This window comes from Bacillota bacterium (assembly GCA_023511835.1).
Lineage (GTDB): Bacteria > Bacillota > Sulfobacillia > JAIMAT01 > JAIMAT01 > JAIMAT01.
The window spans coordinates 1-23,982 of sequence record JAIMAT010000018.1; the positions used below are offsets into that span (position 1 = coordinate 1).

21 protein-coding genes and 1 riboswitch are annotated in these 23,982 nt (G+C 75.1%); of the genes, 7 read left to right on the plus strand and 14 right to left on the minus strand.

All coding sequences use genetic code 11. The features are described 5' to 3' along the window. A partial coding sequence (locus K6U79_04715) for a winged helix-turn-helix domain-containing protein (protein ID MCL6521660.1) occupies positions 1–463 on the minus strand: 463 nt, incomplete at its 3' end. Positions 464–616: 153 nt separating this feature from the next. Between K6U79_04715 and K6U79_04720 the strand changes: the two genes are divergently transcribed. Next, positions 617–1,171, plus strand: coding sequence for a pyridoxamine 5'-phosphate oxidase family protein (locus K6U79_04720; GenBank protein MCL6521661.1), 555 nt, complete (start codon positions 617–619; stop codon positions 1,169–1,171). Here the strand turns inward: K6U79_04720 and K6U79_04725 are convergent. The 6 genes from K6U79_04725 to K6U79_04750 all read right to left on the minus strand — a co-directional run bounded on the left by K6U79_04725 (position 1,168) and on the right by K6U79_04750 (position 8,487). Further along, on the minus strand, positions 1,168–2,547 hold the full coding sequence (locus K6U79_04725; protein ID MCL6521662.1) for a hypothetical protein: 1,380 nt from the start codon (positions 2,545–2,547) through the stop codon (positions 1,168–1,170). The genes K6U79_04720 and K6U79_04725 overlap by 4 nt on opposite strands. Further along, complete coding sequence (locus tag K6U79_04730; GenBank protein ID MCL6521663.1) at positions 2,544–2,954, minus strand: sigma-70 family RNA polymerase sigma factor; 411 nt, start codon at positions 2,952–2,954, stop codon at positions 2,544–2,546. The genes K6U79_04725 and K6U79_04730 overlap by 4 nt, the downstream gene beginning before the upstream one ends. Positions 2,955–3,230: 276 nt before the next feature. Beyond that, positions 3,231–4,388 (minus strand): glycosyltransferase, encoded by a 1,158-nt coding sequence (locus tag K6U79_04735; protein ID MCL6521664.1) that lies wholly within the window; start codon positions 4,386–4,388, stop codon positions 3,231–3,233. A gap of 225 nt (positions 4,389–4,613) precedes the next feature. Continuing rightward, positions 4,614–5,495 (minus strand): IclR family transcriptional regulator, encoded by an 882-nt coding sequence (locus tag K6U79_04740; GenBank protein ID MCL6521665.1) that lies wholly within the window; start codon positions 5,493–5,495, stop codon positions 4,614–4,616. Between the two features lie 257 nt (positions 5,496–5,752). Beyond that, positions 5,753–7,423 (minus strand): ammonium transporter, encoded by a 1,671-nt coding sequence (locus K6U79_04745; protein MCL6521666.1) that lies wholly within the window; start codon positions 7,421–7,423, stop codon positions 5,753–5,755. A gap of 248 nt (positions 7,424–7,671) precedes the next feature. Then, the gene (locus K6U79_04750; protein ID MCL6521667.1) at positions 7,672–8,487 is read right to left on the minus strand and encodes a dienelactone hydrolase family protein; all 816 of its coding nucleotides are present in this window, start codon (positions 8,485–8,487) and stop codon (positions 7,672–7,674) included. A gap of 171 nt (positions 8,488–8,658) precedes the next feature. After that, positions 8,659–8,751, plus strand: a riboswitch (cyclic di-GMP riboswitch). Positions 8,752–8,838: 87 nt separating this feature from the next. Here K6U79_04750 and K6U79_04755 point away from each other — a divergent pair. Then, on the plus strand, positions 8,839–9,216 hold the full coding sequence (locus tag K6U79_04755; GenBank protein MCL6521668.1) for a sigma-70 family RNA polymerase sigma factor: 378 nt from the start codon (positions 8,839–8,841) through the stop codon (positions 9,214–9,216). Next, positions 9,216–9,512, plus strand: coding sequence for a hypothetical protein (locus K6U79_04760; protein MCL6521669.1), 297 nt, complete (start codon positions 9,216–9,218; stop codon positions 9,510–9,512). Before K6U79_04755 ends, K6U79_04760 begins: the two co-directional genes overlap by 1 nt. 305 nt (positions 9,513–9,817) lie before the next feature. Here the strand turns inward: K6U79_04760 and K6U79_04765 are convergent, their stop codons facing one another. The 7 genes from K6U79_04765 to K6U79_04795 form a co-directional block, all read right to left on the minus strand. Beyond that, positions 9,818–11,683, minus strand: coding sequence for a hypothetical protein (locus K6U79_04765; protein MCL6521670.1), 1,866 nt, complete (start codon positions 11,681–11,683; stop codon positions 9,818–9,820). Positions 11,684–11,845: 162 nt separating this feature from the next. Beyond that, entirely contained in the window at positions 11,846–12,772 is a 927-nt protein-coding gene (locus tag K6U79_04770) for an acetamidase/formamidase family protein (protein MCL6521671.1), read from the minus strand. A gap of 74 nt (positions 12,773–12,846) precedes the next feature. Further along, on the minus strand, positions 12,847–13,770 hold the full coding sequence (locus K6U79_04775) for an ABC transporter permease (protein MCL6521672.1): 924 nt from the start codon (positions 13,768–13,770) through the stop codon (positions 12,847–12,849). A gap of 5 nt (positions 13,771–13,775) precedes the next feature. Beyond that, positions 13,776–14,735 carry an ABC transporter permease gene (locus K6U79_04780; GenBank protein MCL6521673.1) on the minus strand — a complete coding sequence of 320 codons (960 nt, stop codon included), beginning with the start codon at positions 14,733–14,735 and terminating at the stop codon, positions 13,776–13,778. A 9-nt stretch (positions 14,736–14,744) separates the two neighbouring features. Then, positions 14,745–16,445, minus strand: coding sequence for an ABC transporter substrate-binding protein (locus K6U79_04785; GenBank protein ID MCL6521674.1), 1,701 nt, complete (start codon positions 16,443–16,445; stop codon positions 14,745–14,747). A gap of 201 nt (positions 16,446–16,646) precedes the next feature. Further along, entirely contained in the window at positions 16,647–17,102 is a 456-nt protein-coding gene (locus K6U79_04790) for a hypothetical protein (GenBank protein ID MCL6521675.1), read from the minus strand. Positions 17,103–17,123: 21 nt separating this feature from the next. After that, on the minus strand, positions 17,124–18,965 hold the full coding sequence (locus K6U79_04795; GenBank protein MCL6521676.1) for a cache domain-containing protein: 1,842 nt from the start codon (positions 18,963–18,965) through the stop codon (positions 17,124–17,126). Between the two features lie 232 nt (positions 18,966–19,197). Between K6U79_04795 and K6U79_04800 the strand changes: the two genes are divergently transcribed. From K6U79_04800 to K6U79_04815, 4 genes are all read left to right on the plus strand, one after another. Continuing rightward, on the plus strand, positions 19,198–19,671 hold the full coding sequence (locus K6U79_04800; protein MCL6521677.1) for a DUF2089 domain-containing protein: 474 nt from the start codon (positions 19,198–19,200) through the stop codon (positions 19,669–19,671). Between the two features lie 376 nt (positions 19,672–20,047). Then, on the plus strand, positions 20,048–20,461 hold the full coding sequence (locus K6U79_04805) for a MerR family DNA-binding transcriptional regulator (protein ID MCL6521678.1): 414 nt from the start codon (positions 20,048–20,050) through the stop codon (positions 20,459–20,461). After that, positions 20,458–22,116, plus strand: a complete 1,659-nt coding sequence (locus K6U79_04810; GenBank protein ID MCL6521679.1) for an acyl-CoA dehydrogenase family protein — start codon at positions 20,458–20,460, stop codon at positions 22,114–22,116. The genes K6U79_04805 and K6U79_04810 overlap by 4 nt, the downstream gene beginning before the upstream one ends. Next, a complete protein-coding gene (locus K6U79_04815) occupies positions 22,109–23,803 on the plus strand; it encodes an AMP-binding protein (GenBank protein MCL6521680.1) in 1,695 nt (564 codons plus the stop codon). The genes K6U79_04810 and K6U79_04815 overlap by 8 nt, the downstream gene beginning before the upstream one ends. Positions 23,804–23,982: the final 179 nt, after the last annotated feature.

Here is a 23,982-nt window from a genome sequence, read left to right on the forward strand (position 1 = left end):
CCCAGACCCGCACGCCGCCTTCGGCCGCCGCGGCCAGAAGGCGGTCGACCAGGCGGGTCAGCTGGGCGTAGACCGCCTCCCCCTCCACCTCGCCCCCCGGCCCGCGCGGCGTGGGCAGCTCCGCCTCCGCCAGGAAGCCTCCCGAGGCGCTGACCAGCGCCCCGCTCAGCGTGGTGCCGCCCACGTCCACCCCCACCGCGACGCCGGCCGTCTCGTCCAGGTAGAGGCGCTCCTTGGTCCTGCCGTCGGGGGAGGGGCCGGCCGCCAGGAGCGGCCGCAGGCGCTGGACGGCTTGGGAGACGGCCGTCTTGGAGAGGCCGGTCTCGCGCGCCAGCTCGGCCCGGGTGAGGCCCGGATGGCGCATCAGGCAGCGCAGGATGAGGGCGTCGTTGACCTGTCGGACCGTGCCCGGCGTCGCCCGCACGGCGGCCACCTCCAATTGGTACACATTGTTGACTATCATGGGGTTCCCGCGCGTGTCAATCGCCGGGAAGGGCGTTCATGTTCCGAAGCCTGCGGGCGGCGCGAGCGGGAGCTCCGCTGCGCCCTTGCCGCGGAGCTGCCGGCCCGGTAGGTTGGGAGCGCTTCCTACTCTCCGGGAGCGAGGTGATGGCCCGTGGAGCGCGGGCGGCTCAGGCGGCAGGATCGCGCCATGGACGAGGAGGAGGCCTGGGCCTTGCTGGAGCGGGCCTTCTGCGGCCGGCTCGGCACGGTGGACGAGGAGGGCTGGCCCTACGTCGTCCCCCAGCTCTTCGTGGTGGACGGACGCGAGCTTTACTTCCACGGTACCGCCGCCTACGGCCAGACGCGGCGCAACATCGAGGCCGACCCCCGCGTCTGCTTCGAGGTGGACGAGCCGGGGCCCGTCTTCCCCTACGGGGAGGAGAGCCCCTGCGAGACCAGCGTCGGCTTCGAGAGCGTCATCCTCTTCGGCACCTGCCGCATCGTCACGAGCCGGGAGGAGAAGATCCGCTTCTACGAGCGCCTCATGGCCAAGTACGCCGACCCGGCCTGGGAGCGGCCGGCCGTCTGGCCCAGGCTCGAGGCGACCACCGTCTACGCAGTGCGCGTCGAAAAAATCACCGGCAAGCGACGGCCCGTGCAGGTGGCGGAGCGGTGGCGCCATCTCTTCCCGCAGACGCCGGCGCCCGGCGCCCGCCGGAGACGCTAGGGCGCCGCGGCGTAGGCGCCCACCAGCTGCCAGGTGCGGCCGCCGTCGGAGGTGTGGAAGAGCTCCCGCGCCGCGGCCTCCGGGCCGCCGCCGGGGCCGGCCAGGAGCAGCCAACCCTGGCCGCCGGAGGAGAAGTCGAGGCTCCGCAGCGTGTACCCCTCCGCCATGGCCGCGCGGAGACGGGAGGGGTAGGGGCGGGCCCACCAGCTTCTTCCCGCGTCCAGGGAGAGGAGCAGCCCCTCCCGGTCGGCCGCGAAGAAGGCGCCCGCTCCGGCCTCGTCGGCCACCAGCGGCACCGCCGCCCTCAGGGCGGCCGGGCTGCCCGGACGCCAGCTCTCTCCCCCGTCGCCCGTCCGGTAGAGGAGGAGCTGGCGTCCCGCCGGCGTGGCCAGGACGACGGGGAGGAGGCCCTGCGAGGCGCTCTGGAAGGCGGGCGGGTAGACGTCGCCGTAGAGCGGCTGGAGCGAGGCCGGGAGCGGCAGGCTCTGGGGCTGCCACGTCCTTCCTCCGTCGACGGTGCGGAAGAGCGGGAGGCGTCCCGTGCCGGACCCGCGGTAGAGCAGACCCAGCCAGCCGCGGCGAACGTCCAGGAAGGTGAGACCGGTGACGGTCCCCTGCTCCGGAAGGAGGCCGGGCGCCATCCCGGAGCGGGCCACCGGGCGCCAGGAGCGGCCGCCGTCGGAGGTGGCGTAGAGCGCCTTCGCCTGGAGCCCCAGCGCCGGGTCGCCGGCCGCCAGGAGCCAGCCGTCCCGGGCGCCGGCGAAGCCGATCCGGAGCTCCCCCACCGCGAAGGCGGGGCCGTCGAGGTGGGAGGCGGACCAGCTCCGCCCCCCGTCGCCGGTCGACCAGACCACCATCTGGCCGGGCGCGCCCGCCGGGCCGGAGACTGCGATCCAGGCCACCCGGGCGTCCAGGAAGGCCGCTCCCACGGCGCTCCCCTCCCCCAGCTCCGCGCCGCGGGGGCCGACGTCCCGCCAGTGCCGGCCGCCGTCGGCCGTCCGGAGCACGTGGAGCGGCTGCGGGACGACCGCCGGCCCGTCCGACGGCGAAAACCAGGCGACGCCCCAGCCGGCCCGGGCGGAGAGCATGTGGAGGAGCTGCAGCGGCGCCGGCAGGCCGGAGAGGGCGACGCCGGAGGGGGAGGGCTTCCTGGCGGCGGGTGCGGGGCCGCCGCCGGGCCGGTCGAGCGCCGCCATCCAGGCGGCGGCCGCGAGGACCAGCAGGAGGCCGGTCACCAGGAGCGGGTGCGAGCGGCTGCCGGCGGGCCGGCGGACTCCGCGCCACGGCCCGGCCAGGCGGTCGTGCAGCCAGGGCGGCACAGGGGTGCGCTCCAGCTCCTCTTCGAGAAGTCGCCGCATCCTGGACTCCGTCCTCACCTGGGCGCCTCCTCCCCGGTCCCGTTCCAGGCGCGCAGCCGGAGCACCGCCCGGTGGAGACGGGACTTGACGGTGCCCACCGGCACGCCCAGCATGGCGCCGATCTCGTCCGGACCGTACCCGTAGACGTAGCGGAGGAGCAGGGCGAGCCGCTGCGGGCCGGGCAGTCCGCCGAGCCAGCGGCGGAGCTCGCCGTCCGGGAGATCCTGCGGAGCGGCGAGATCGTCGAGGAGGTCCAGCGAAAGCAGGACAGGGCCGCGCCGGCGGAGCGCCGTGCGGATCTCGTGGACCAGGATGCGCGTCAACCAGCCGGCGAAGGCGGCGGGCTGGCGGAGGCGGGGAAGCCCCTTCCAGGCGCGGAAGAGCGCGCTCTGGACCAGGTCGGCCGCCTCCTCGTCACTCCGCAGGGCCTGCCGTCCAGGCGGAAGAGCCGTGCCTCGTGGGCCCGGACCAGCTGCTCGAAGGCCTGCGCGTCACCGCTCCGGGCGCGCCGCACGGCCGACTCCTCGTCCAAGCCGCTCCGCCCCTTCCGTCTGACCAGACTCCGGGGCGGGCCGCGGCGGTTCCGCCGGCGGCTCCTCCAGGTTGCGGAGGAAGATGCCGCCGGGCCGGTCCGCGCCCGGCGGAGCCGGGGGCCGGGGGTCCGGGAAGGACGGGCGGCCGGCCGGACGGCGGCCGCCTTCTCAGGCCTCGCCCGTGTCGCCGCGCCGGCGCCCGTCGTCGTAGGCGCTGCTCCAGCGGGCGCGCGCCCAGACGCCCAGCGCCGCCAGGAGCATGCCGGCCGCGTGGCGGCCGGGGCGGACCGTGGAGCGCTCCACTTGACGCCAGGCCAGGGGCAGTTCGACGATGCGGAGCCCGTTCCGGCGGGCGACGAAGAGGAGCTCGATGTCAAAGCTGAAGTTGTCCACGTGGAGACGCCCGAGGAGCGGGCGGACGCTCTCCATGCGGAAGGCCTTGAAGCCGCACTGCGTGTCGACCACGGTGTCCAGGCCCAGGAGCCGGACCAGCCCGCGGAAGAGGCGGTGCGTCAGGCCGCGCAGGCCGTCCCCCTTCTCCAGGCGCCGTCCCGCCACCACGTCGGCCCCGCGGCCGAGCGCCGCCAGCGCCTCCTCCACCGGCTCCAGCCCGAAGGCCAGGTCGGCGTCGGTCATGACCGCATACGTCCCGGCCGCGGCGGCCAGCCCCTCGCGGACGGCCGCGCCCTTGCCGCCGTGCGGCTCCAGCCGGTAGGCCCGCAGCCACGGATGGACGGAGGCGGCACGGGCCAGCAACCGGGTCGTCCCGTCGCGGCTCCCGTCGTCCACCACCACCACCTCGGCCGGCCGGCCATGGCGCCGCTCCCACTCCGGCACCCACGCGGCCAGGCGCCCGAGCGTCTGCGGCAGCCGCTCCTCCTCGTCGAAGGCGGGGATGACGAGGCTCAGCTCCACCGCGCCGGCGGCGAGCGGCCCGCCCACCCCCTCCCCGCTCCCGCCCAGTGGCTCCAGGCGGTAGAGGCGGTGGAACGAGAAGAGGCTGTAGCCCACGTAGTTGGTGAGGAGGCTGACCACGCCGCCCGCCGCCTTGCCCAGGTTGATCCAGAGGAGGCCGGAGATCGGCGGCGTGGCGCGGCGCAGGAGGAGCCAGCCGAGCCAGCTCACGTCGGGCGGCTTCGGCCAGAGCGCCAGCCAGAGGCCGAGCACCAGCGTGCTGACGCCGGCCGAGGCCAGGCTGACCAGGACGAAGCGGCCGAAGTGGGGCCGGCTGTCCCGCCAGGTCCAGCTCCGGTTCCAGAAGTAGCTGTTGAGGAGCGCCAGGCTGAAGGAGACGGCGTTGAAGGCGGCCGCCAGCGCGGCCGGCACCGCGCGACCGGCCGGCCCCGCCCAGCCGAGGGCGGCCGCCGCGCGGAGGAGCAGGTTGAAGACCAGGAAGTCGACCAGCGTGTTGGAGATCCCGACCAGGCTGAAGCGCGCGAAGCGGCGAAGCGGCGAAGCCGGCGTGGTCTTCCGCCTCCCCCGGGGAGCCCTGTCCCCGGTAGATAGAGTACGCCGGGGGGCGGCCCGTTCCGCGGCCGCCCCCGGAAGCGGTCAGGTGGCTCCCACGGGAGCGCCGGCCGACTGGCCGGTGAGGGGATCGGCTTCCTGGAGGAGGAAGGCGATGTCCCGGGCGGCCGACCGCAGCTCCTCCAGCAGGCCGGGCAGGCGCTCGGGTTCCCAGCGCGTGCGCGGCCCCGCGACGGCGATGCCGGCGATGAGACGGCCGGCCCGGTCCAAAAGCGGCACCCCCAGCGAGAAGGCGCCCGGCTCGTGCTCGCCGACGGAGAAGACGTAGCCCTCGCGCTGGATGCGGGCCAGGTCGAGCCAGATCTCCTGGACGCGGCTCCCCGAGGCGGCGATCTCGTCGGCGCGCTCCTCCAGGTAGGCGCGCACCTCGGCGGCGGGCAGGTAGGCCAGCAGGACCCGGGCCGGTGCCCCCAGGTGCAGCGGCTGCGTGCTGCCGATCTCCGGCATGACGCGCAGCGGGTGGGGCGAAGGCACCGCATCCACATAGACGCACCAGCCGTTGCGGGCCACCGTCAGCACGGCCGTCTCGCCGCAGCGCTCCACCAGCCGCGCCAGGAAGGGACGCGCCACCGTGCGCAGGTCCGTCGAGCGGAGCGTCTTGCCGGCCAGGCTCCAGAGGCGCTCCCCGGCGCGGTAGACCCCCTCGGGCTGGCTGTAGTCGACGAACTTGTACTGGCCCAGCGTGGCCAGGATGCGGAGGAGGACGCTCTTGCGGATGCCCAGATGAAGGGCCAGCTGGGTCGCGTTCCAGTGGTCGCGCGAGACGACGGCCTCCAGGACCTCCAGCGCCCGCCCGACGGTCTGGAGCAGCTGGCCGCGGGCCGCCCCCGACTGCGGGTCGACGGCGCCGGGGGAGGTGCCGTTCCGGCCCGGGCGCCGGCCATGCGTTCCGTTCTGATCGCCCACGGCTCTCCCCCTTGCTCGGTGCTTGGCGCGATGACGCTCTTCGCGTCATGTAACCGCTGTTTCATTTTGCGCCCCCCGTTGCCAATCTCCTGCTGGGAAACAGGCGGTTGATCCGCTGGCCGGAACGCGACCCTCCCGCGCGCACCCGCGGCCCCTTCGACAGGCGGAGGGAGCCCGCGTCGTGCGGGCTCCCTCCCGTCGGGGTCCGGAGTGGATCGGCGGAGCGGCCGGCCGGGCGAGCCGGCCGCGGAACTTCCTCAGCCCGAGGTCGAGGGGGAAGCTCCGGCCTCGCCGGCGGCGCGTGCCGTCTCCACCCCCAGGCGGCCGGAGGCGAAGGCGGGCTCGGCCTGGACCTCCGAGCGCAGGACGAAGTCGGGGTAGGCCAGCGAACCCATCTCCGGCAGGTCGAGGCCGGCCAGCTCCGCCGCCTGGCTGACGCGGATCCCCATCAGGGCGTCCAGCGCGCGGAAGAAGACGTAGGAGAGGCCGAAGCCCCAGACCAGGATGACCGCCACGTCCACCAGCTGGGCCAGCAGCTGGCTCGGGTCGCCGTAGAGGAGGCCGGCCACGCCCCGCGCGGCCCCGGCGCCGACGCCGTTCCAGCCGACGCCGTACGTGCCGTCGGCGAAGAGGCCGACGGAGAGCACGCCCCAGATGCCGTTGATCAGGTGGACGCTGATGGCACCCACCGGATCGTCCACGTGGATCCGGTCGAAGAACTGGATGCTCTCGTAGACCAGCACACCGGCGACCGCCCCGATCAGGACCGCCGCCGCCGAGTTGACGAAGGCGCTAGGCGCGGTGATGGCCACCAGACCGGCCAGGACTCCGTTGGCCATCATGCCCGGGTCCGGCTTTCCGGTGCGCAGCCAGGCGTAGACCATGGCCACAAAGCCGCCCACGGCCCCGGCCATCATGGTGTTGACCGCCACCACGGAGATGCGCAGGTCGGTGCCCGCCAGGGTGCTGCCGGGGTTGAAGCCGAACCAGCCGAAGAAGAGGATGACCGTCCCCAGGATGGCCATGGGGATGTCGTGGCCGGGCATCGGCCGAGGCTTCCCGTCGCGACCGTAGCGCCCGATGCGCGGCCCCAGCACCAGCGCCCCGGCCAGGCCGGCCGCGCCGCCGATGGCGTGGACCACGCCCGAACCGGCGAAGTCGACCACGCCGTGGCCCAGCCCCAGACGGCTGCCCAGCTGCGCCAGCCAGCCGCCTCCCCAGACCCAGTTGCCGAAGAACGGGTAGAGCACCATGGAGATGAAGAACGACGAGGCGACGATGGCCGCGAACTTGACCCGCTCGGCCATGGCTCCGGTGGGGATGGTGACCGCGGTGTCCATGAAGACCATCTGGAAGAGGAAGAGCGTGAAGACCCCGACGTCGTAGGCGCCGCCGCTACTCAGCAGGAAGCCGTGCCAGCCCAGGAGGCCCCAGCCGCCCGGCGCCCACTCGGCGTTCAGCGGCGGCGTGCCTCCCAGCTGGGCCACGTGGCCCACGCCGCCGAACTGGACGGCGAAGCCGACCAGCCAGTAGCCGATGGCCCCCACCAGAAAGACCATCAGGTTCATGGCCATGGTGTGGAGAGCGTTCTTGGCCCGCGTGAAGCCGGTCTCCACCAGCGCGAAGCCGGCCTGCATGAAGAAGACCAGGAAGCCCGTCACCAGCGTCCAGACGAAGTTGATGCCCACCGTGGCATGGCCCGTGGCCTGGGCCACCTCTTCCAGCGTCGGCGCGCCCGCGTGGGCGGCCGGCACGTCCGTGATCCCGCCCGTGGCGACGCCGCTGGGATCCCCCCCTGCCGCCAAGGCCGGAGCGGCCAAGAGGGAGGCGACCAGCAGCACCGTCGCCAGAGCCAGGAGCGTCCGTGCGGTTCGCCTCCTCCAGGCCGCCCCTGCACTCCTGCACCCTGGACCGTGAGGACGCCCCATCCGCCCCGCCTCCTTACCACGAGTTCCGGCCCATAGCGCATCTGCATGTCAGCTATGTGGTCAAACATTACAGAGTAGCCGGTTGTTGCTAGCCTACAGGCGTCAAGATGGGACCGTCAAGGGGATCTCTGGGGCAGGATCGGAAGGAGGTCGTGCCCGCGGGGGTGAGGGCGTCGTGCGGGGGCGGCCGGCTGCCCGCCGGGCGGCGAGCCGGCCGCCCCCGCGGCGCGCCGGCGCCCCCCGCACCGTCAGCGCCCGCCGCCCAGCTCCGCGCCGAGGAAGTCCAGCACCCGCCGCCAGGCGTCGGCCGCGGCGGCGGCGTCGTAGGTGGGCCGCGTATCGTTGAAGAAGGCGTGCCTGGCACCCGGGTAGACGTGGTAGGTGAAGCGCTTGCCCGCCTCGGCCATGGCGCGCGCCAGCTCCGGCACCGTCTCCGTGATGCGCGCGTCCTCGCCGCCGTAGAGGCCGAGGACCGCCGCGCGGATGGCCGGCACCGCCTCCAGCGGCGGGTTCTCGCCGTAGAAGACGACGCAGGCCCGCAGCTCCGGCGAGAGCGTGGCCAGCCGCGCCGAGAGCCCGCCGCCCATGCAGAAGCCGAGGCTGCCGATGCGCTCGGGATCCACCTCCGGCCGCGCGCGCAGGAAGGCGACGGCGCCCAGCAGGTCGCGGGCAAAGGCGTCGAGCCGGCCCGGGCTCAGCACGTCCATCAGCGTCTCCAGGGCGCGGGCCCGCTCGGGCGGCATCCCGGCCAGGCGCGCGCGCAGGAGCGCCGGGTCGCGCTGCACCTCCGGCGGAGCCTGGCGGAGGAACTCCATGCCGGCGCGGATCTTCTCCGGCTGCATCGCCTCCCGCAGGGGGCCGGTGTACAGGTCGGGCGCCAGCGTCACGTAGCCCTCGGCGGCGAAGCGCCGCGCCACCTCCCGGATGTGGTCGTCCAGCCCCCAGATCTCGTGGACGAGGATCAGGGCGGGGTGCCGCCCCGCTTCCTGCGGCCGGACCAGGAGCGCCTCGACGGGCCGCTCCTGGCCGCGGAAGACCACTTCCTCGCTCGTCACCTCGGCCATCTCCCAATCCTCCCTCCGGGGAGGGGCCGCGCCCCGCCCCGGCGGGCCTTTCGCCCCGCGGGGGGCGCTCGCCTGCCGGCGGCCGCCCCCTGGATCCGCGGGCTCCCGCCGCTAGACTGGGGTTGTAAGAGGTGCAGGCCCGGGTACCTAGATCCGGTGAAGCTGGGCGGGACGACGAACCGGCAAAGTCGGCGAAAGCCGGCGGCGCAAAGCCACGGGCCTACAGCCCGCCCGGAGGCGGGCCAGGGTGGCCGGGCTGCCGAATCGCCGCGCCTCCACCCTTCTCCTCGCCCCACCTTTCTCGTCGGCCTCTCTCCTCCCTACCCGCCTGGCCGCAAGGGGGCATGCCGCATGCGCCCTGCGGACGAAGCGCACGACGCCGGACGACGCCTTCTGCGCTACGTGCGGGCCGTGCTGCGCCGGCTGGCCGCGCGCGAGCACCTGCGCCGCAGCCGGCGAGAGGCGCGCGAGCTGCCGCTGGAGGCCGGCGCGGAGCCGGGCGCACGTGCGGCCAACCCCGAGGAGGAAGCGCTGCGGGCGGTCTTTCTGGACCAGCTCCTGGCGCGCCTCGGCGCCCAGGAGCGCCGGGTGGTGGTGGCCACCGTCCTCGAGGGCCGGACCGAGGCCGAGGTGGCGCGCGAGCTGGGGATCAGCCAGCAGCGCGTGGCCGCCGTCCGGCGGCGGGCGCTGGCCAAGCTGCGGCGCTTCCTGGAGGAGGCGGACTCCTGATGTCCACCGCGGCTCGCATCGAGGAAGCCGGCCTGGTCGAGCTGGCCCAGCGCCTCGCCGAGGGCGACCGGAGCGCGCTGGTACCTCTCCTGGCGGGGCTGGAGCGCTCCATCCGCAGCGCCTCGCGCCACCACGGCCGCCCGGACCGCGAGGTGGCCGACGCGCTCCGTGCCGAGCTGGCCATCCTGCTGCTGGGCCTCTTGCGGCGGGGGCTGCCGGCCCGCCCCGGCCCCTCCCCCTCCCCCGGGCGGGGCCGCAGGCGACCGGACGGAAGGCGGGCGCTGCCGTGCCGCTGAGCCCGGAGCTCTTCACCTACGCCACCCTGGGCACCTTGGCCGGAGCCGCCCTGGCCACCGCCCTGGTGGTGGAGGCGCTGCGGACTCTGCCCGGCCTGCGCCGGCTGGGGGAGCGGGGCCTGGCCTTCGTCACGGCGACGCTTCTCCTTGCGCTCACAAAGAACGCAAGAGGGCCGCTCCGGCCGGCCGACGTGCCGCTCCTCCTGCTCAACGGGCTGCTGGTGGCCGCGGCCGCCCTGGGCCCCGCCTGCGGCCGCAGCCGGGAGCGCGGCCCGCGCAGCCGCGGCCGTCGTCGCCGGGCCCGCCTAGGCGCCCGCCGGAGCCGCGGCGGGCGCGGGCGGGCAGGCGGTGCTCCGCCAGCGCCAGAGGTCGAGGAGCGCCTCCCCCCGCGTCATCCCCCCGTCCCCGCGGGCCGACACGGCCGCCTGAGGCACGGCCCCCGCCGCTTCCCCGGCGAGGCGGGCGGCGCGCTCCAGGAGCGCCCGCCACTCGGCGCGGGCGAGGCTCTCGCGGGCGCGGCCAGAGCCCGCGGTCCCCGGCCCGATGCGCCAGAGGCCCGTCCCCTCGGCCGCCGCCCGCGCCCGCCCCCACCAGGGCTCGGGCTGGGGCAGCGCGTCGCCGCCCAGGGCGCGGACGAGCCAGGCGGCGGCCTGCGCCCGCTCCAGCGGTGCCTCCGGCGCCACGCGCTCGGGCGTCAGGCCGCGCAGGATCCCCTCCCGCCAGAGGAAGCGGACCGCCTCCGCCAGCTCCCCTTCCTCCGGCACGTCGCGGAAGGGCGCAGCCTCCGCGCGCCCGACCCGTCCGCCCAGCGGCGTCGCCCAGTCGCCCAGCGTGCGCGCGCGGCCGGGCGCGCACGCCCCCGCCGGCCCGGCGGGCGGAGCGGATGGGGTGGGGCGCGGCGGCGGGAGGGCGGGCGGCGCGGGCGCCTCCGCCGGCTGCGTGCCGGCGGAGGCGGGCTGCACGTGGAGCAGCAGCTCGGCCTCCAGCAGGTTGCCGGCGCCGTCCAGGGCCAGGAGAAGGGCGCGCAGCTCGCGCTCCGGCGGCCCCGCCTCGCCGGGCGCGGAGACGCCCCCTCCGCCCGGCCCGAGGTCCAGGCGGAAGGAGGCCGAGGACGGGCCGGCGACCGCCACCGTCGCAGGCGCGAGGGCCGTGGCCAGCGCCTCCTCCCCCGCCTCCGTCCGCCGGAGGAGGGTGAAGCCGCTCCAGGCGTCCGAGACGGCCCCCTCCAGCACCGCCGGCGCGCCCGGCGGCAGGCTCCACGCCGCCTCGTAGCGCAGGCGGCGGTAGGCGGGCGCGCCGCCGCCGGCCGGGAGCTCCTCCAGGAGCTCGGGGGCGACGCCCTCCAGCGGCCCGCCCGCCGTCCACGCCAGCTCGGGCGGCGTGCCGTCCACCAGCCAGCGGCGCGTGAGCGCCGCCTCGTGCGCGGGCTCGGCGTCGTCCCAGGCGCGCAGCGTGGCGGTCCAGGGCCCTTCCTCCAGCGGTCCCGTGGAGCCCTGCAGGCGGAAGTCCTGGAGCGTGGCCAGGGGCACCAGATCGGGCGCGAGGCTGCGGGCGGGGCCGGAGGCCGGCGCCAGCTCCAGCGAGGCGCCCGCCAGGCGGGGGTCGGTGAGGAGGCCGGAGAGGGGGAGGTCGGGTCCGGGGAGGAGCGCTTCCTCGGGCGGCTCCGTCCAGAAGAGGACCGGGGCGCTGGTGTCCACCCAGAGGTCGGCCTCGTCGTGGCCGGAGGCCGGCCGCCCGTCCGCCTCCAGGAGGTCGATGGCGACGCGCAGGGCGCCCTCGCCCGGCAGCGCCACCCGCAGGGAGAAGCCCTCCGCCTCGCGCACCCAGGGCGGCGGGTCGGGCTGCCCGTCGGCCGCCAGCGCCTGGCCGGCCAGCGTCACGCGCACGCGCGCCGAGGCCGGCTCGCCGCCGTAGACGGCGTCGAGGACGCTCCAGGCCACGGCCAGTTCGGGGCTCCCCTGGACGGCGCCGGGGAGAGGCGCGAGGAGGCGGAGCTGCCAGCCGTCGCCGGCGGGCGCCTCCGCGTGGGCGACGCGCCCCCGCGCCGAGGGCGCGCGCGACGGGCCCGCCTCCCCGCCGGGATCCGCGAACGGGTCGGCCGCGGGCGCGCCGCCCGCGGCCAGGAGAACGAGGCCGGCCAGAAAGGCCAGCCAGCGCCGCTGCCGGTGCATGCTCCATCCGCTCCTTCGTCGCCGGGCCGATGGGTGCGCGGCGTGAAAAGTCGCTTCACCATGCCCCATCGGCCCGGAGCGGCGGAGCTTGACCGGCGGCCGGGCGACGGCTCGCCGCGGCCCCACCCCCGGCGTGCCCGCCCTCCGGCCGCCGGCCCGGCCTCAGCGGAAGATGGAGAGCGGGAGAAAGGCCGAGACCAGCCAGTTGGGCGCGTCCACCACCTCGCTGATGCGCAGGTCGACGGCCACGCTGGAGAGCGCGTAGGCCTCGGGCCGGCTCAGGCCGTGCTCCCGCTCCAGCCAGCGGATCTGGTTCCGCACCGCCCGCCGCGCCGCCTCCATCAGGTCGGGCGCGATGCCGGTGGTCACGTGGTAGCCCGCCGGGTCGGCCGGCTGCGCCGCGGCGGCGGGCAGCTCGTACTCGGGCTCGCTCAGGCCGAGGCCCGGGCGCAGGCCGAAGCGAAGGGTGATGCGGAGCGGCGTCTCGATGGCCGTGCCGCAGACCTCGCCGTCGCCCTGGGCGGCGTGGGTGTCGCCCACGGAGAAGAGCGCGCCCTCCACCCAGACGGGCAGGAGCAGCCGCGCGCCCCGCGTCAGGTGGCGGATGTCCATGTTGCCGCCGTTCTGCCGCGGCGGGATGACGTCGTGCCGCCCCGGCTCGGCCAGCGCCACGCCGATGGTGCCGGGGAAGGGACGGATGGGGAGCTCGATGCCGGGGCGGAACTCGGCCCGCCCGCCGGAGAGCTCCCAGATCTTCAGGTAGGGCTCGGGGAACTCGTCGGCCAGGAGGCCGAAGCCGGGCAGGATGGCCGTCCAGCCCCAGGCCGGCGCGCTGAAGTCGAGGATCTCCACCTCCAGCGCGTCGCCCGGCCGGGCGCCACGGACGAAGACGGGGCCCGTCACCGGGTTGAGGCGGCCGAAGTCGAGCCGCGCCAGCTCGTCCGCCGTCGAGTCCGGCCCCAGCTGCCCGCCGGAGGCGTCCACCACCTCGAAGTCGACGGTCTCCCCGGGCTCCACCTCCAGCACCGGCGGGAGCGAGCGGTCCCAGCCGAAGTGGTGCTGCGCGGCGTGGACGGTGCGGATCTCCATCGGATCTCTCCCCCTCGAGCGGATCCAGGAAGCGCGCGGGGCACGGGCTCCGGCGGGCTTCCTTGCGGGTTTCCTCAGTCGAAGCGGATCTGCGGGTCGACCAGCGCCTGGGCCAGGTCGACCAGCACGTTGGCCACCACCACCAGCAGCGCGGCGAAGGTGACCGTCCCCATGACCAGCGGCACGTCGTCCAGGAGGATGGCGTTGACCGCCAGGCGGCCGATGCCCGGCCAGGCGAAGACCATCTCCACCACCGCGATGTTGCCGACGAACCAGGGCACGTCCTGGCCGGCCATGGTGATGATGGGGTTGAGCGCGTTGCGCAGCACGTGGCCGAGGATCACCCGCGCCTCGCCCAGCCCCTTGGCGCGCGCCGTGCGCACGTAGTCGCGGCCCAGCACCTCCAGCACGCTGGAGCGGGCCATGCGCGCGTACCAGCCGGCGCCGCCCAGCCCCGCCGTCAGCGCGGGCAGGATCAGGTACTGCGGCCCGCCCGCGCCGCCCAGCGGCAGCCAGCCCAGCAGGTAGCCGAAGAGGTAGAGCAGGAGGAGCCCCAGCCAGAAGGGCGGCGCCGAGACGCCGAGGAGCGCCAGCACGATGCTGAGCGAATCGGCCCAGCGCCCCTTGCGCACGGCGGCGTAGACGCCCGTGGGCAGCCCCACCGCCAGTTCGACGAAGATGGCGGCGAAGATCAGCTCCAGCGTGTTGGGCAGGCGGCTGAGGATGGCCGCCGTCACCGGCATCTGCAGCTTGTAGGAGTAGCCGAAGTCGCCGTGGACGAAGACGCGCTCCAGGTAGCGTCCGTACTGGACCCAGAGCGGCTGGTCGAGGCCCAGCTGGTGGCGGATGCGCTCCACCGCCGCCACCGAGGCGTTGGGCCCGGCGTACATGCGCGCCGGGTCGGCCGGCAGGAAGTAGATGATGGCGAAGGTGATCAGCGAGATCCCGAAGACCACCAGCACCGCCATGGCCAGCCGCCGGAGCAGGTAGGAGGCCACGCCGCTCACCTCCCCCGCCGCGGGTCGAGGGCGTCCCGCAGCCCGTCGCCGAGGACGTTGAAGCTGAGCACCGTCAGCAGGATGGCCAGGCCCGGGTAGAGGACCAGCCAGGGGGCGGTGCGGAAGTAGGTCTGCCCCTCCTGGATCATGACCCCCCAGCTGGGCGTGGGCGGCTGGATGCCGATGCCCAGGTAGCTGAGGCTCGCCTCCAGCATGACGTTGGTGGCGATGCCCAGGCTCGTCCAGACGATCAGCGTCGGCACCAGCTGTGGCACCACGTGCCGGAAGAGGATCCGCGCCCGGCTGGCACCCAGGCTCTCGGCCGCCAGGATGAACTCCTGCTCGCGGATGGCACGCACCTCGCCGTAGATGACGCGGGCGATCCAGGTCCAGTAGACGCCGCCGATGACCAGGATGATGACGCCCATGCCCGGCTTGAGCACGGCGATCAGCGCCAGCGCCAGGAGGAGCGTGGGGAAGGCCATCACCATGTCGGTCAGCCGCATCAGCACCTGGCCCGGCCAGCCGCCCACGTAGGCGGCGGTGGCGCCCACCAAGAGCCCGACGCCGACGGCCAGGGCGTTGGCCAGGACGCCGACGGTGAGCGAGACGCGCGCCCCCCAGATGAGGCGGCTGAGGAGGTCGCGACCGTTGGCGTCGGTGCCCAGGAGGAAGCGCGTGCTGTGCGGCAGAGTGCTGGGCACCGGCTGGCCCTGGGCGGTCAGGCCGTCGGCGAACTGCGTCGTCGGGTCGTGCGGCGCCACATAGGGCGCGAAGACGGCCACCAGCGCCAGCAGTAGCACGAAGAGGGCCGCCGCCAGAGCGGCCCGGTTGGCCGCCAGGCGGCGGAGCGCGAGGCGCCCGGGCGAGAGGAGGACGGTGGAGGGGGCGGGCTCCCGCCCGCTCCCCTCCGCGCCGGCTTCCCCCGCCCCGGGCTCCCCGAGGGGTCCCGGAAGGCGTCCGATCACCGGCTCTCAGCCCTTCTTGGACAAGCGTTCGTAGAAGATGGTGTGCTCGGGGTGGGCGAAGTCGTGGACGTCACCCACCACCTGCTCCGAGTGGGCGATGACGTACTGCCCGTTGTAGACCGGCACCCAGACCGCCTCGTCCATCAGCTTGCGGAAGATCTGCCGGTAGAGGTCGAGGCGCTGCGTCCGGTCCAGGATGCCCAGCGCCTGATTGGCCTGCTGCTCCAGCTGGGGGTTGCAGTACCAGGCCCAGTTCCAGCCGCCCTGCACCGCCGAGCTGCAGCCCAGGATGGGCCCGTAGAAGTCGCTGGGATCCGGGTAGTCCTGGATCCAGGCGAGCCCGCCCGACCAGACCAGCGGCACCTTGTTGGGCGTGCCGGCGTCGGCGATGATGGTGCTCGCCTCCAGCGTCTTCAGGTCCACCTTCACCCCGATCTGCGCCAGGTCCGCCTGGATGGACTGGCAGAGCTTCGGCTGCGGGTCGACGTCCAGGCACTCCATGGTGGTGCTGAAGCCGTCGGGGTAGCCCGCCTCCGCCAGGAGCCGCTTCGCCTGCTGCGGGTCGTAGGGGTAGCCCTTGTACGACGGGTCATAGCCCGGCATCAGCGGCGGCAGGATCTGGTTGGCCACTGTCCCCTGGCCCGCCAGGAGCTTGACGATCCGCTCCTTGTCGATCGCCATGTTGAGCGCCTGGCGCACGCGCACGTCGGTGAAGGGCTTCATGCGCGTGTTGATGGCCACGTAGATGGTGCTCACCTGCGGGGCGACCGTGATCCGGTTCTTCCAGGCCGGATCCTGCAGCATCCCGGCCAGCTCGGCCGTGGGCACCGGGTCGCCCATGATGTCGATGTCGCCCTTCTGCAGGCGGAGCAGCGCCACCGTCGGGTCGACGCCCACCTGGATGACCACGCGGTCGACCTTGGGGATCCCCGACAGGAAGTAGTCCGGGTTCTTCTCGAAGACCAGCTGCTGCCCCGGCGTCCACTTCACCAGGCGGAAGGGCCCCGTCCCCACCGGGTGGTGCCCGAAGTCGGCGCCGTACTTGGCCACCTCCTCCTTGGGCACGACGAAGGCGAAGTTGAGCGCCATCTTGTTGGGGAAGGTGACGTCCGGGCTGGTGAGGACGAAGCGGATGGTGTAGCGGTCCAGCACCTGGATGCCCGAGACCGAGGAAGCCTTTCCGTCGACGAAGGTCTGCGCCCCCTCGATCCCCGTGTAGAAGCCCGAACCCGGGCTCTTGGTCTTGGGGTCGAGGACGCGCGTGATGGTGTAGGCCACGTCCTCGGCCGTCACCTCGCGCCCGTTCTGGAACTTGACGCCCTTGCGCAGGTGGAAGGTGTAGACCTTGCCGCCCTGGCTCACCTCGGGCATGGAGGCGGCCAGACGCGGCACCAGGTTGGTGGTCGAGTCGTAGTCCAGCAGCCCGTCGAAGACCATCTTCTCGGCCGGCCAGTTGGTCCAGTCGTAGCCGATGGCCGGGTCGAGGGTGGCCAGGTCGTCCTTGTAGGCGATGGTGATCGTCTTGGCCGCCGTGCCGCCGCTCCCCGCCGGGGCACCGGCGGAGCCGCCCTGGGCGGAGCCGGAGCCTCCCCCCTGCGGGCCCAGCGACGACGTCCCGCCTCCGCATCCGGCCAGCACGGCCGCGAGGGCGAAGGCGGCGACCCAGACCCTGCCTCGAAAGCGCCGCTTACGGAGCCACCCCGTCAACGCTCTCCCGCCTCCCCCGCTCACCCGCGCGCACACGAAGGGTGATTTTCCGCAACCTGTTCGTGTGGGAGGCAGGACTTCCTTCAGCTCGGCGGCGGGGTTACTTCATTTCTGTCCAAAAGCCGGTGGACGCCGTACGGGAATCGGAGGCCGGCGCGCGGCCCCGCCGCGCGGCGGCGCTCCCTCCCCACAGGGCTTCCTTCACGCCCCGCGCAGGGTGACGGCGGCGGCCTCCAGCTGGCGGACGTGCTCTTCCAGCTGGCCGGCCAGCGCCTCCAGCCGGTCCAGCGACTCGCGCAGCCCCTCCAGCCGCTCCACCATGCGGCCGGCGGCGGCCGCCGCCTCCTCGGCCCCGGTTCCGGCCGGCTCCAGCTGGCCGAGCGTGGCCTCCACGCCGGCGCTCATCTCCTCGGCGGCGGCGGTGTTCTCCTCGACCACGGCGGCGACGCTCTCCATCGCCTCCGCGATCTTCCGGGCCAGGGCGTCGTTCTCGCCGGCGGCGGCCGTCACCCGCTCCGTGGCCGCCGCCAGGTCGCGGACCGTCTCGCCGATGGCGGCGAAGACCTCCTCGCCCGAGCGGGCCTCGCCCGTGGCCGAGGCGCTCTCGGCGAGGACGGCCTGGATTCCCTGGACGGTCTGCTCCAGCCGGGCGGCCACCTCCTGGCTGAGGGCGGCGATCTAGCGGCTGGACGACTGGGAGGTGCCGGCCAGCTTCCGCACCTCCTCGGCGACGACGGCGAAGCCGCGGCCCTGCTCGCCCGCGCGGGCCGCCTCGATGGCGGCGTTGAGCGAGAGGAGGTGGGTCTGCTCGGCGATGGCGGCGACGGCCTCGGCGATGGACTCGATCCGCCTCGTGCTCTCGACCAGGGCGGTGAGCGCCTGCTGCGCCCCGCCGGCCGTCTCCTCCACCCGCCGGACGGAGGCGAGGATGCGCTCGGCGTGCCCGGTGCCGGCGGAGGCCATCTCGCGCGCCCGGCGGGCGCCTTCGGCCATGGCCTCCGCCTCCTCCCGGACGTGCCGGCCGGCGCCGGCGACGCCGGCCGCCATTCGCCGTACGCGCTCCACCTGGCCGGCCTGGTTCTGGGCGCCCGCCGCCACCTGCTCCGCGGCCCGGGAGAGCTCGGCGACGGCGGCGCCCGCCTGCACGATCTGCTCGCGGGCCCGGCCGGCGCTCTCGCCGGCGCGCCCGCCCAGCTCGGCCGCCTGGGCGATCTCCGTCGAGGCGGCGAGGACCGCCTCGCGCAGCGAGGCCCCGTCCCGGCCGAGCGCCTCCGCCACACGGCGCGTCTCGGCGGTGGAGCGCGCCATCCGCTCCACCGTCTCCGCCAGCGCGCGCCCCAAGTCGCCCAGCTCGTCGCGGCGTCCGGCGACGACCCGCTCCACGCCGGCCAGCGCCTCTTCCGGCGAGCCCTCGCCGACGCGGAGGGCGGCGACGAAGCGCCCCAGCGGGAGGGTGAAGCTGCGCGAGAGAAGCCAGGCGATGGCCAGGGCGACCACCAGGGCGACCACGGCGCCCCAGCCCAGCGCCTGGCGCAGGCCCTGGAGGACCGAGCCGAAGTAGGCCTCGGGGATGCCGACGAAGGGGCCGGCCACCACCCGGCCCGCATGGTCGCGGAGCGGCACGTAGACGGTCTCCTGCCAGGTGCCGGCCACCAGGGCGCGCCCCCGGTAGCTCTGGCCGGCGCGGAGCCTGGCCATGACGGGGATGGAGTAGAGCGTGCCCACGGCCCGCTCCGCGGTGGGGCGGCCGGCGGCGTCGAGCCGGCGGACGTTGGTGGTGACGCGGACGCCGTCCATGGCGATGGTGGCGCTGACCAGGTCGCCGGAGCGCTGGCGGACCGCGTCCACCACCGTGTAGTCGCCGTTGAGCACGTGCCCCGCCAGCACCGCGCCCACCACGCGCCCGTCGAGGCGGACCGGGACGGCCGCGGAGAGCGTCAGCCCCTCCTCCACCCGCGACGCCGGGGGCGGCTCCGAGCCCGGCGTGGGCAGGATGGGGATCTCGATGCGACGGAGGAGCGCATCCGTCGCCCCCGCCTGGCGCAGGTCGGCCACCCGCACGATCTCCACCGACTGGACCGTCCGCCCGCCGAGCGCCAGGGCGGCCAGCCCGTTCCAGCCGAGCGCCGCCCCTGCGCCGCCTCCGGCGAGCGTGGCGACGACGCGGCCCTCCCGGTCGAGGACGGCCAGCACGTCGGCCGGCCCGCCGGCGGCCGCGTTCGCCTGCCGCAGCAGCAGGGGGTCGACGCCCCCGCCGCCGGCCAGCGCCGGCCCGAGGCGGGGATCGTCGGCCAGGGCGCCGGCGACGGAGGCCACCCGGTCGGAGGCTTGCGAGAGGAGGGCGAGCTCCAGCTGCATGGCCAGGTCGAGCGTCCGCCCGCTCACCTGCTTCAGGCTGGCGGAGGCGCGGGTGAGGGCGAGGTCGAGGGTGGTGCCGAGAGGAAGTGCGGCCACCACCAGCGCCATGAGGATGAGGCGGCCGAAGATGGTGATGCGGAGTCGACGCCGGGGTCTTTCCAAAGATGTGACCTTCTTTCAGGGTGATTCTTGCGCGATTTCGGCTGCCGCGCCTTCGGCTGGATCGGGCGGCGGACGGAGCGCTTGAGGGGGCCGCCGCCGACCCCGCGACGGCCGGGGCGTGCGGCGCTGCGCTCCGGCATGATGCGGCGGCGCTCCGGTATGATGGCGCTGGTGCCGGCGGCCCGGCCTCGCCGGGCGCGGCGACGGCTGCGGACGGGAGAGGGTCGGTCCGATGGAGCTTCCGGGCGCGTGCCCCAACTGCGGCGGGCCGCTGGAGATCCGCGAGGTGGTCTGCCATGCCTGCGACACGGTGATCCGCTCGCACTACGAGCCGAGCCGCTTTGAGCGGCTGGAGGCGGAGCAGCGGCGCTTCGCGCTCCTCTTCCTGCGCGCGGCGGGCAACCTGCGGGAGATGGAGCGCCTGCTGGGCGTCTCCTACCCCACCGTGCGCAGGAAGCTGGACGAGGTGATCGAGGCGCTAGGCGGTCCCGTGGCGGCGCCGGGGCGGTCCGAGGCGCGCGCGGAGGCGCGGCCCGAGGAAGCCGGTCCGGAGGGCGAGCGCCGCCGCCTGCTGGAGCGCGTCCGGCGCGGCGAGCTGGGCGTCGACGAGGCGCTGGCCCAGGTCGAGCGCTGGCGGCGGAGGGGGACCGGGGAGCGGCGGGAGGGTGCGCCGGGCGAGGGGGACGACGGGAGGCAGGAGCGCTGATGGCGCCCGTGGCCGCGCTTCCTCCCGCTGGTCGCCTACGAGGAGCGCGGCCCCTGGTGGCAGCAGCTGCTCAAGGTCGGCATCGGGCTCGGCGGCTTCGGCCTCCTCGTCGCCCTCCGCGTCCACCTGCTCCCCCGCCAGGGCCTGCCCGCCATGCTCGGCTGGGCGCTCGTCGCCCCATGGGTGACCGTCGCCGCCTCGTGGATCTTCACGCAGCTGGGGCTGGGCGGACCCCGGCGCCCCCGCCCGCGAGCCGCCTAGAGCGGCTCCGTCCGGCCGCCCGCGACCTTCGCGGAGCGGAACCGGTTGTCACGGCCTCTTGACGTTTACGTCAACGTAAGGTAGCAAGGAAGGCGAAAGGAGCCACCGGACGCCCGTGTCCCCGAGCCCGCGACGCTACACCATCTCCGAGTTGGCCGAGGCCTTCGACACCACGCCGCGCGCCCTCCGCTACTACGAGGAGCTGGGTCTCCTCGCCCCCGAGCGGGAGGGCCCGCACCGGCTCTACGGCGAGCGCGACCGCGTGCGCCTCAAGCTGATCCTGCGCGGGCGGCGGCTGGGCTTCAGCCTCGAGGAGATCCGCGAGATGCTCGACCTCTACGACCTCGACCCGAGCGAGGTGACCCAGCTGCGCGAGGTGCTGCGCAGGGGGCGCCGGCGCATCGCCGAGGTGGAGGGGCAAATCGCGGAGCTCCAGGCGCTGCTGGCCGAGCTCAGGGACCGGGAGGCGGAGCTCCGGCGGCTGCTCGCGGAGAAGACGGGCGGCCGCGAGGAGGGCGGTTCGCCGTGAGATTCCAGTCGTACGTCTACGGGAGGAACCACTTCGACCTCGACCCGGACCTGCAGGTGGTGCTCCGCCACTTCTGGCCCGCCTACGGCGAGCGGCAGGCCGAGCTGGAGCGCTGGGGCGAGCTGGCCGGGGGCGAGGCCTACCAGGTGGGCTACCACGTCGACCAGGAAGCCCCGCCCGTCCTCGTCCAGCACGACCTGGACGGGAACCGCGTCGACCGCGCCCGCCTCTCCCCCGCCCAGGAGGCGCTGCTCCCCAAGCTGGCGCCCCTGATGGCGCCGCCCTACCGCGGCGGCAGCTGGCACCACCATTACGCGCTGGGCTACCTCCTGGCTGATCCCGGCCTCTACTGCATCCTCACCATCACCCAGCAGGTGGCCTACGCCATCCACAAGTACGCGCCCGAGGAGGGCGCCTGGAAGGAGCGCCTCCTGGCCGGCGAGGCCTGGGGCGCCACCTGGATGACCGAGATCCAGGGCGGGAGCGACCTGGGCGCCAACCGCACCGTCGCCCGCCCCGCCGGCGACGGCGGCCGCCTCTGGCTCCTCTCGGGCGGCGACAAGTACTTCGCCAGCGGCGCGGGCCTGGCCGACGTGGCGCTGGTCACCGCCCGGCCCGAGGGCGCGCCGGAGGGGCCGAAGGGGCTGGCGCTCTTTCTCGTGCCGCGGCTCCGGCGTGACGGCTCGCTCAACTTCCACGTCCGCCGCTTGAAGGCGAAGAGCGCCACGCGCGCCGTCCCCTCGGGCGAGGTGGAGCTGGAGGGAGCGGAGGGCTTCCTGGTCGGCCGGGCCGAGCAGGGCATCTACTACACGCTGGAGATCCTCACTTCCTCGCGGCTGGCCAACGCCGTCGGCGCCATGGGCATCGCCCAGAAGGCGCGCCTGGAGGCGCTCTTCCGCGTCACGCGGAGGAGCGCCTTCGGCCGGGCGCTGGCCGAGCACCCGCTGGTGCGGCGCGACCTGGTCGACCTGGCCGTCCGCCAGGCGGGCGGGCTGGCGCTGGCCTTCCGGGCCATCGACGCCTTCGACCGGAGCTGGCGCGAGCGGCCGCCCTACAGCGCGGAGTACCACTACGCGCGCTTCCTCTCGCACCTGGCCAAGAACCGGACCGCCGACCACGCGGCGGAGAGCACCCGCCTGGCCATGGAGCTCTTCGGCGGGCTGGGCTTCCTCGAGGAGTACGCGGTGGCGCGCTGGCACCGCGAGGCGCTGATCACGCCCATCTGGGAGGGGACGAGCAACATCCAGGCGCTGGACCTGCTCGAGGCGATGGAGAAGAAGCGGGCGCACGAGCGCTTCCTGGCCGAGTTCGTGCCCATGCTGGAGGAAGCGGGCACGCCGGAGGCGGCCCTGGCGCGGCGCGTCCTCGAGAGCGAGCTCCGGCGCCTCGGCGCCGCGCGGCCGGAGGAGGCCGAGTGGTACGCCAAGCACGCCCTGGCCCGCCTGGCCGACGCCGCCCAGGTGGCGCTCCTCTACCGGCTGGCGGCGACGGGCGGCGAGCGCTACGCCCAGCTGGCGGCGCTCTACGCGCACCGCTTCCTGGAGGGGGAGGAGTACCCGGCCTGGGCGCTGGACGAGCCCGGGCTGACCGGGCTGGAGACGGTGGCCGCGGCCGGCGGGGCCGCGCAGGCGGAAGGGGCGGCCGTCCGTGCGTGAGCTGGTGGTCCACCAGATCCTCTTCCAGACCGTCCACGAGCACCCCGACGCCGAGGTGGTCAGCCCGCCCGTCCGCACCACCTACGCCACGCTCTTCGAGCGGGCCACGCGCCTGGCCAACGGCCTCCGCCGGCTGGGCATCGGCCGGGGGACGGTGGTGGGCGTGCTGGACATCAACAGCTCGCGCTACCTGGAGCTCCACTACGCCCTCTCCATGCTGGGCGCGGTCCTCCACCCCATCAACTTCCGCCTCCCGGCCGGCGAGCTCCTGGAGACGGTCCGCCGCGCCGGGGACGAGTGGCTGCTGGTCTGGGAGGGCTTCCGCGACGCCATGGCCGGAGCCAGGCCCCTCTTCCCGCACTGGCTCTGGCTGACCGACGGCGCCTCCGAACCCGAGCCGGGGGTGCCCACGCTGGAGGGCCTCGTGGCCGAGGGGGAGGCCGCGCTCCCGCCGGAGGCGGACGGCGTGCACGAGGACGACTGGCTCTCCATCCTCTTCACCACGGGCACCACCGGCCGTCCCAAGGGGATGCGCTACCGCCACCGCGACCTGCTCCTGGCCTCGCTCCAGATCCTCCACCACCTGGCCCTGCACGAGGGCGGGGCGCGCCTCTCCAGCCGCGACGCGGTCATGCCGCTCATCCCCTTCTTCCACATCCACGCCTGGGGGACGCCCTTCTTCGTCCCCTACCTGGGCGCCAAGCTGGTCCTGGCCGGCCGGGCCGGCCCCGCCGAGCAGCTCGAGCTGATCCTCCAGGAAGGCGTCACCTGGCTGAACATGGTGCCGACGCAGCTGGACATGCTGCTGGAGGCCGCGGCGGCGCGACGGCTCGAGCGACTGCCGGTCAAGGTGCTGACGGGCGGCAGCGCGCTCCCCGCCGGCCTGGCCTCGCGCGCCCGCGCGCTGGGCGTCCGCTACAGCCTGATCTACGGCGGCTCCGACCAGCTGGCCACCGCCATCTCCGTCGTGCCCGAGGAAGCCGACCCGGAGAGCGACGAGGCGGCGGAGGCGCTCCGCACCGGCACGCGCCCGCTCCCCATGGTGGAGGTGGAGGTGCGCGGCGCGGACGGCCGCCCGGTCCCCCACGACGGCCAGACCATCGGCGAGGTGCACGTGCGCAGCCCCTGGCTTCCTCCCGAGGGCTACTACGGGGAGCCGGAGGCGAGCGCCTCCGCCTACCGGGACGGCTGGTTCCGGAGCGGCGACCTGGCGGTCCGCCTGCCCAACGGCCTGCTCTACGTGGTCGACCGCGAGAAGGACGCCATCAAGAGCGGCGGCGAGTGGATCCCCAGCGCGGTGCTGGAGGCGGTCCTCTCCCGCCACCCCGGGGTGGCCTCGGTGGCCGTCCTCGCCCAGCCCGACCCGCGCTGGGGCGAGCGGCCGGTGGCCGTCGTCCAGCCCCGCGAGGGCTCCCCCGCCCCGGACGAGGCGGAGCTGCGCGCCTTCCTGGAGAAGGCGGTGGAGGCGGGCGAGATCGCGCGCTTCTGGATCCCCGACCGCGTGGTGGCCGTCCCCGAGCTGCCCGTCACCAGCGCCGGCAAGATCCACAAGGCGGCGCTGCGGGCCGAGCTCGGCCTGGCGCCCGCCGCCGGGGCAGGCGGCGGACCGGCCCAGGCGGCGGTGCGGGGGCCGGGCGGCGGACCGGCCCAGGCGGCGCCGGGTCCGGAGGAAGCGCCGGGCGGTTGAGCTGCCGGCAGAGGGCGGGGCGACCGTGGGGCAGCCGCCCGGCGAACGGGGACCAGACGGGCGGGCCCGGCCGGGCCGCCCTCGGCGAGGAAGGCGTCACGTCCGCGTGGCGCTTTCTTCATGCCTCCCCGCCTGGCGCAGGAGGCGCTGGACGACGAACCGGAGGGAGCGGACCGCTC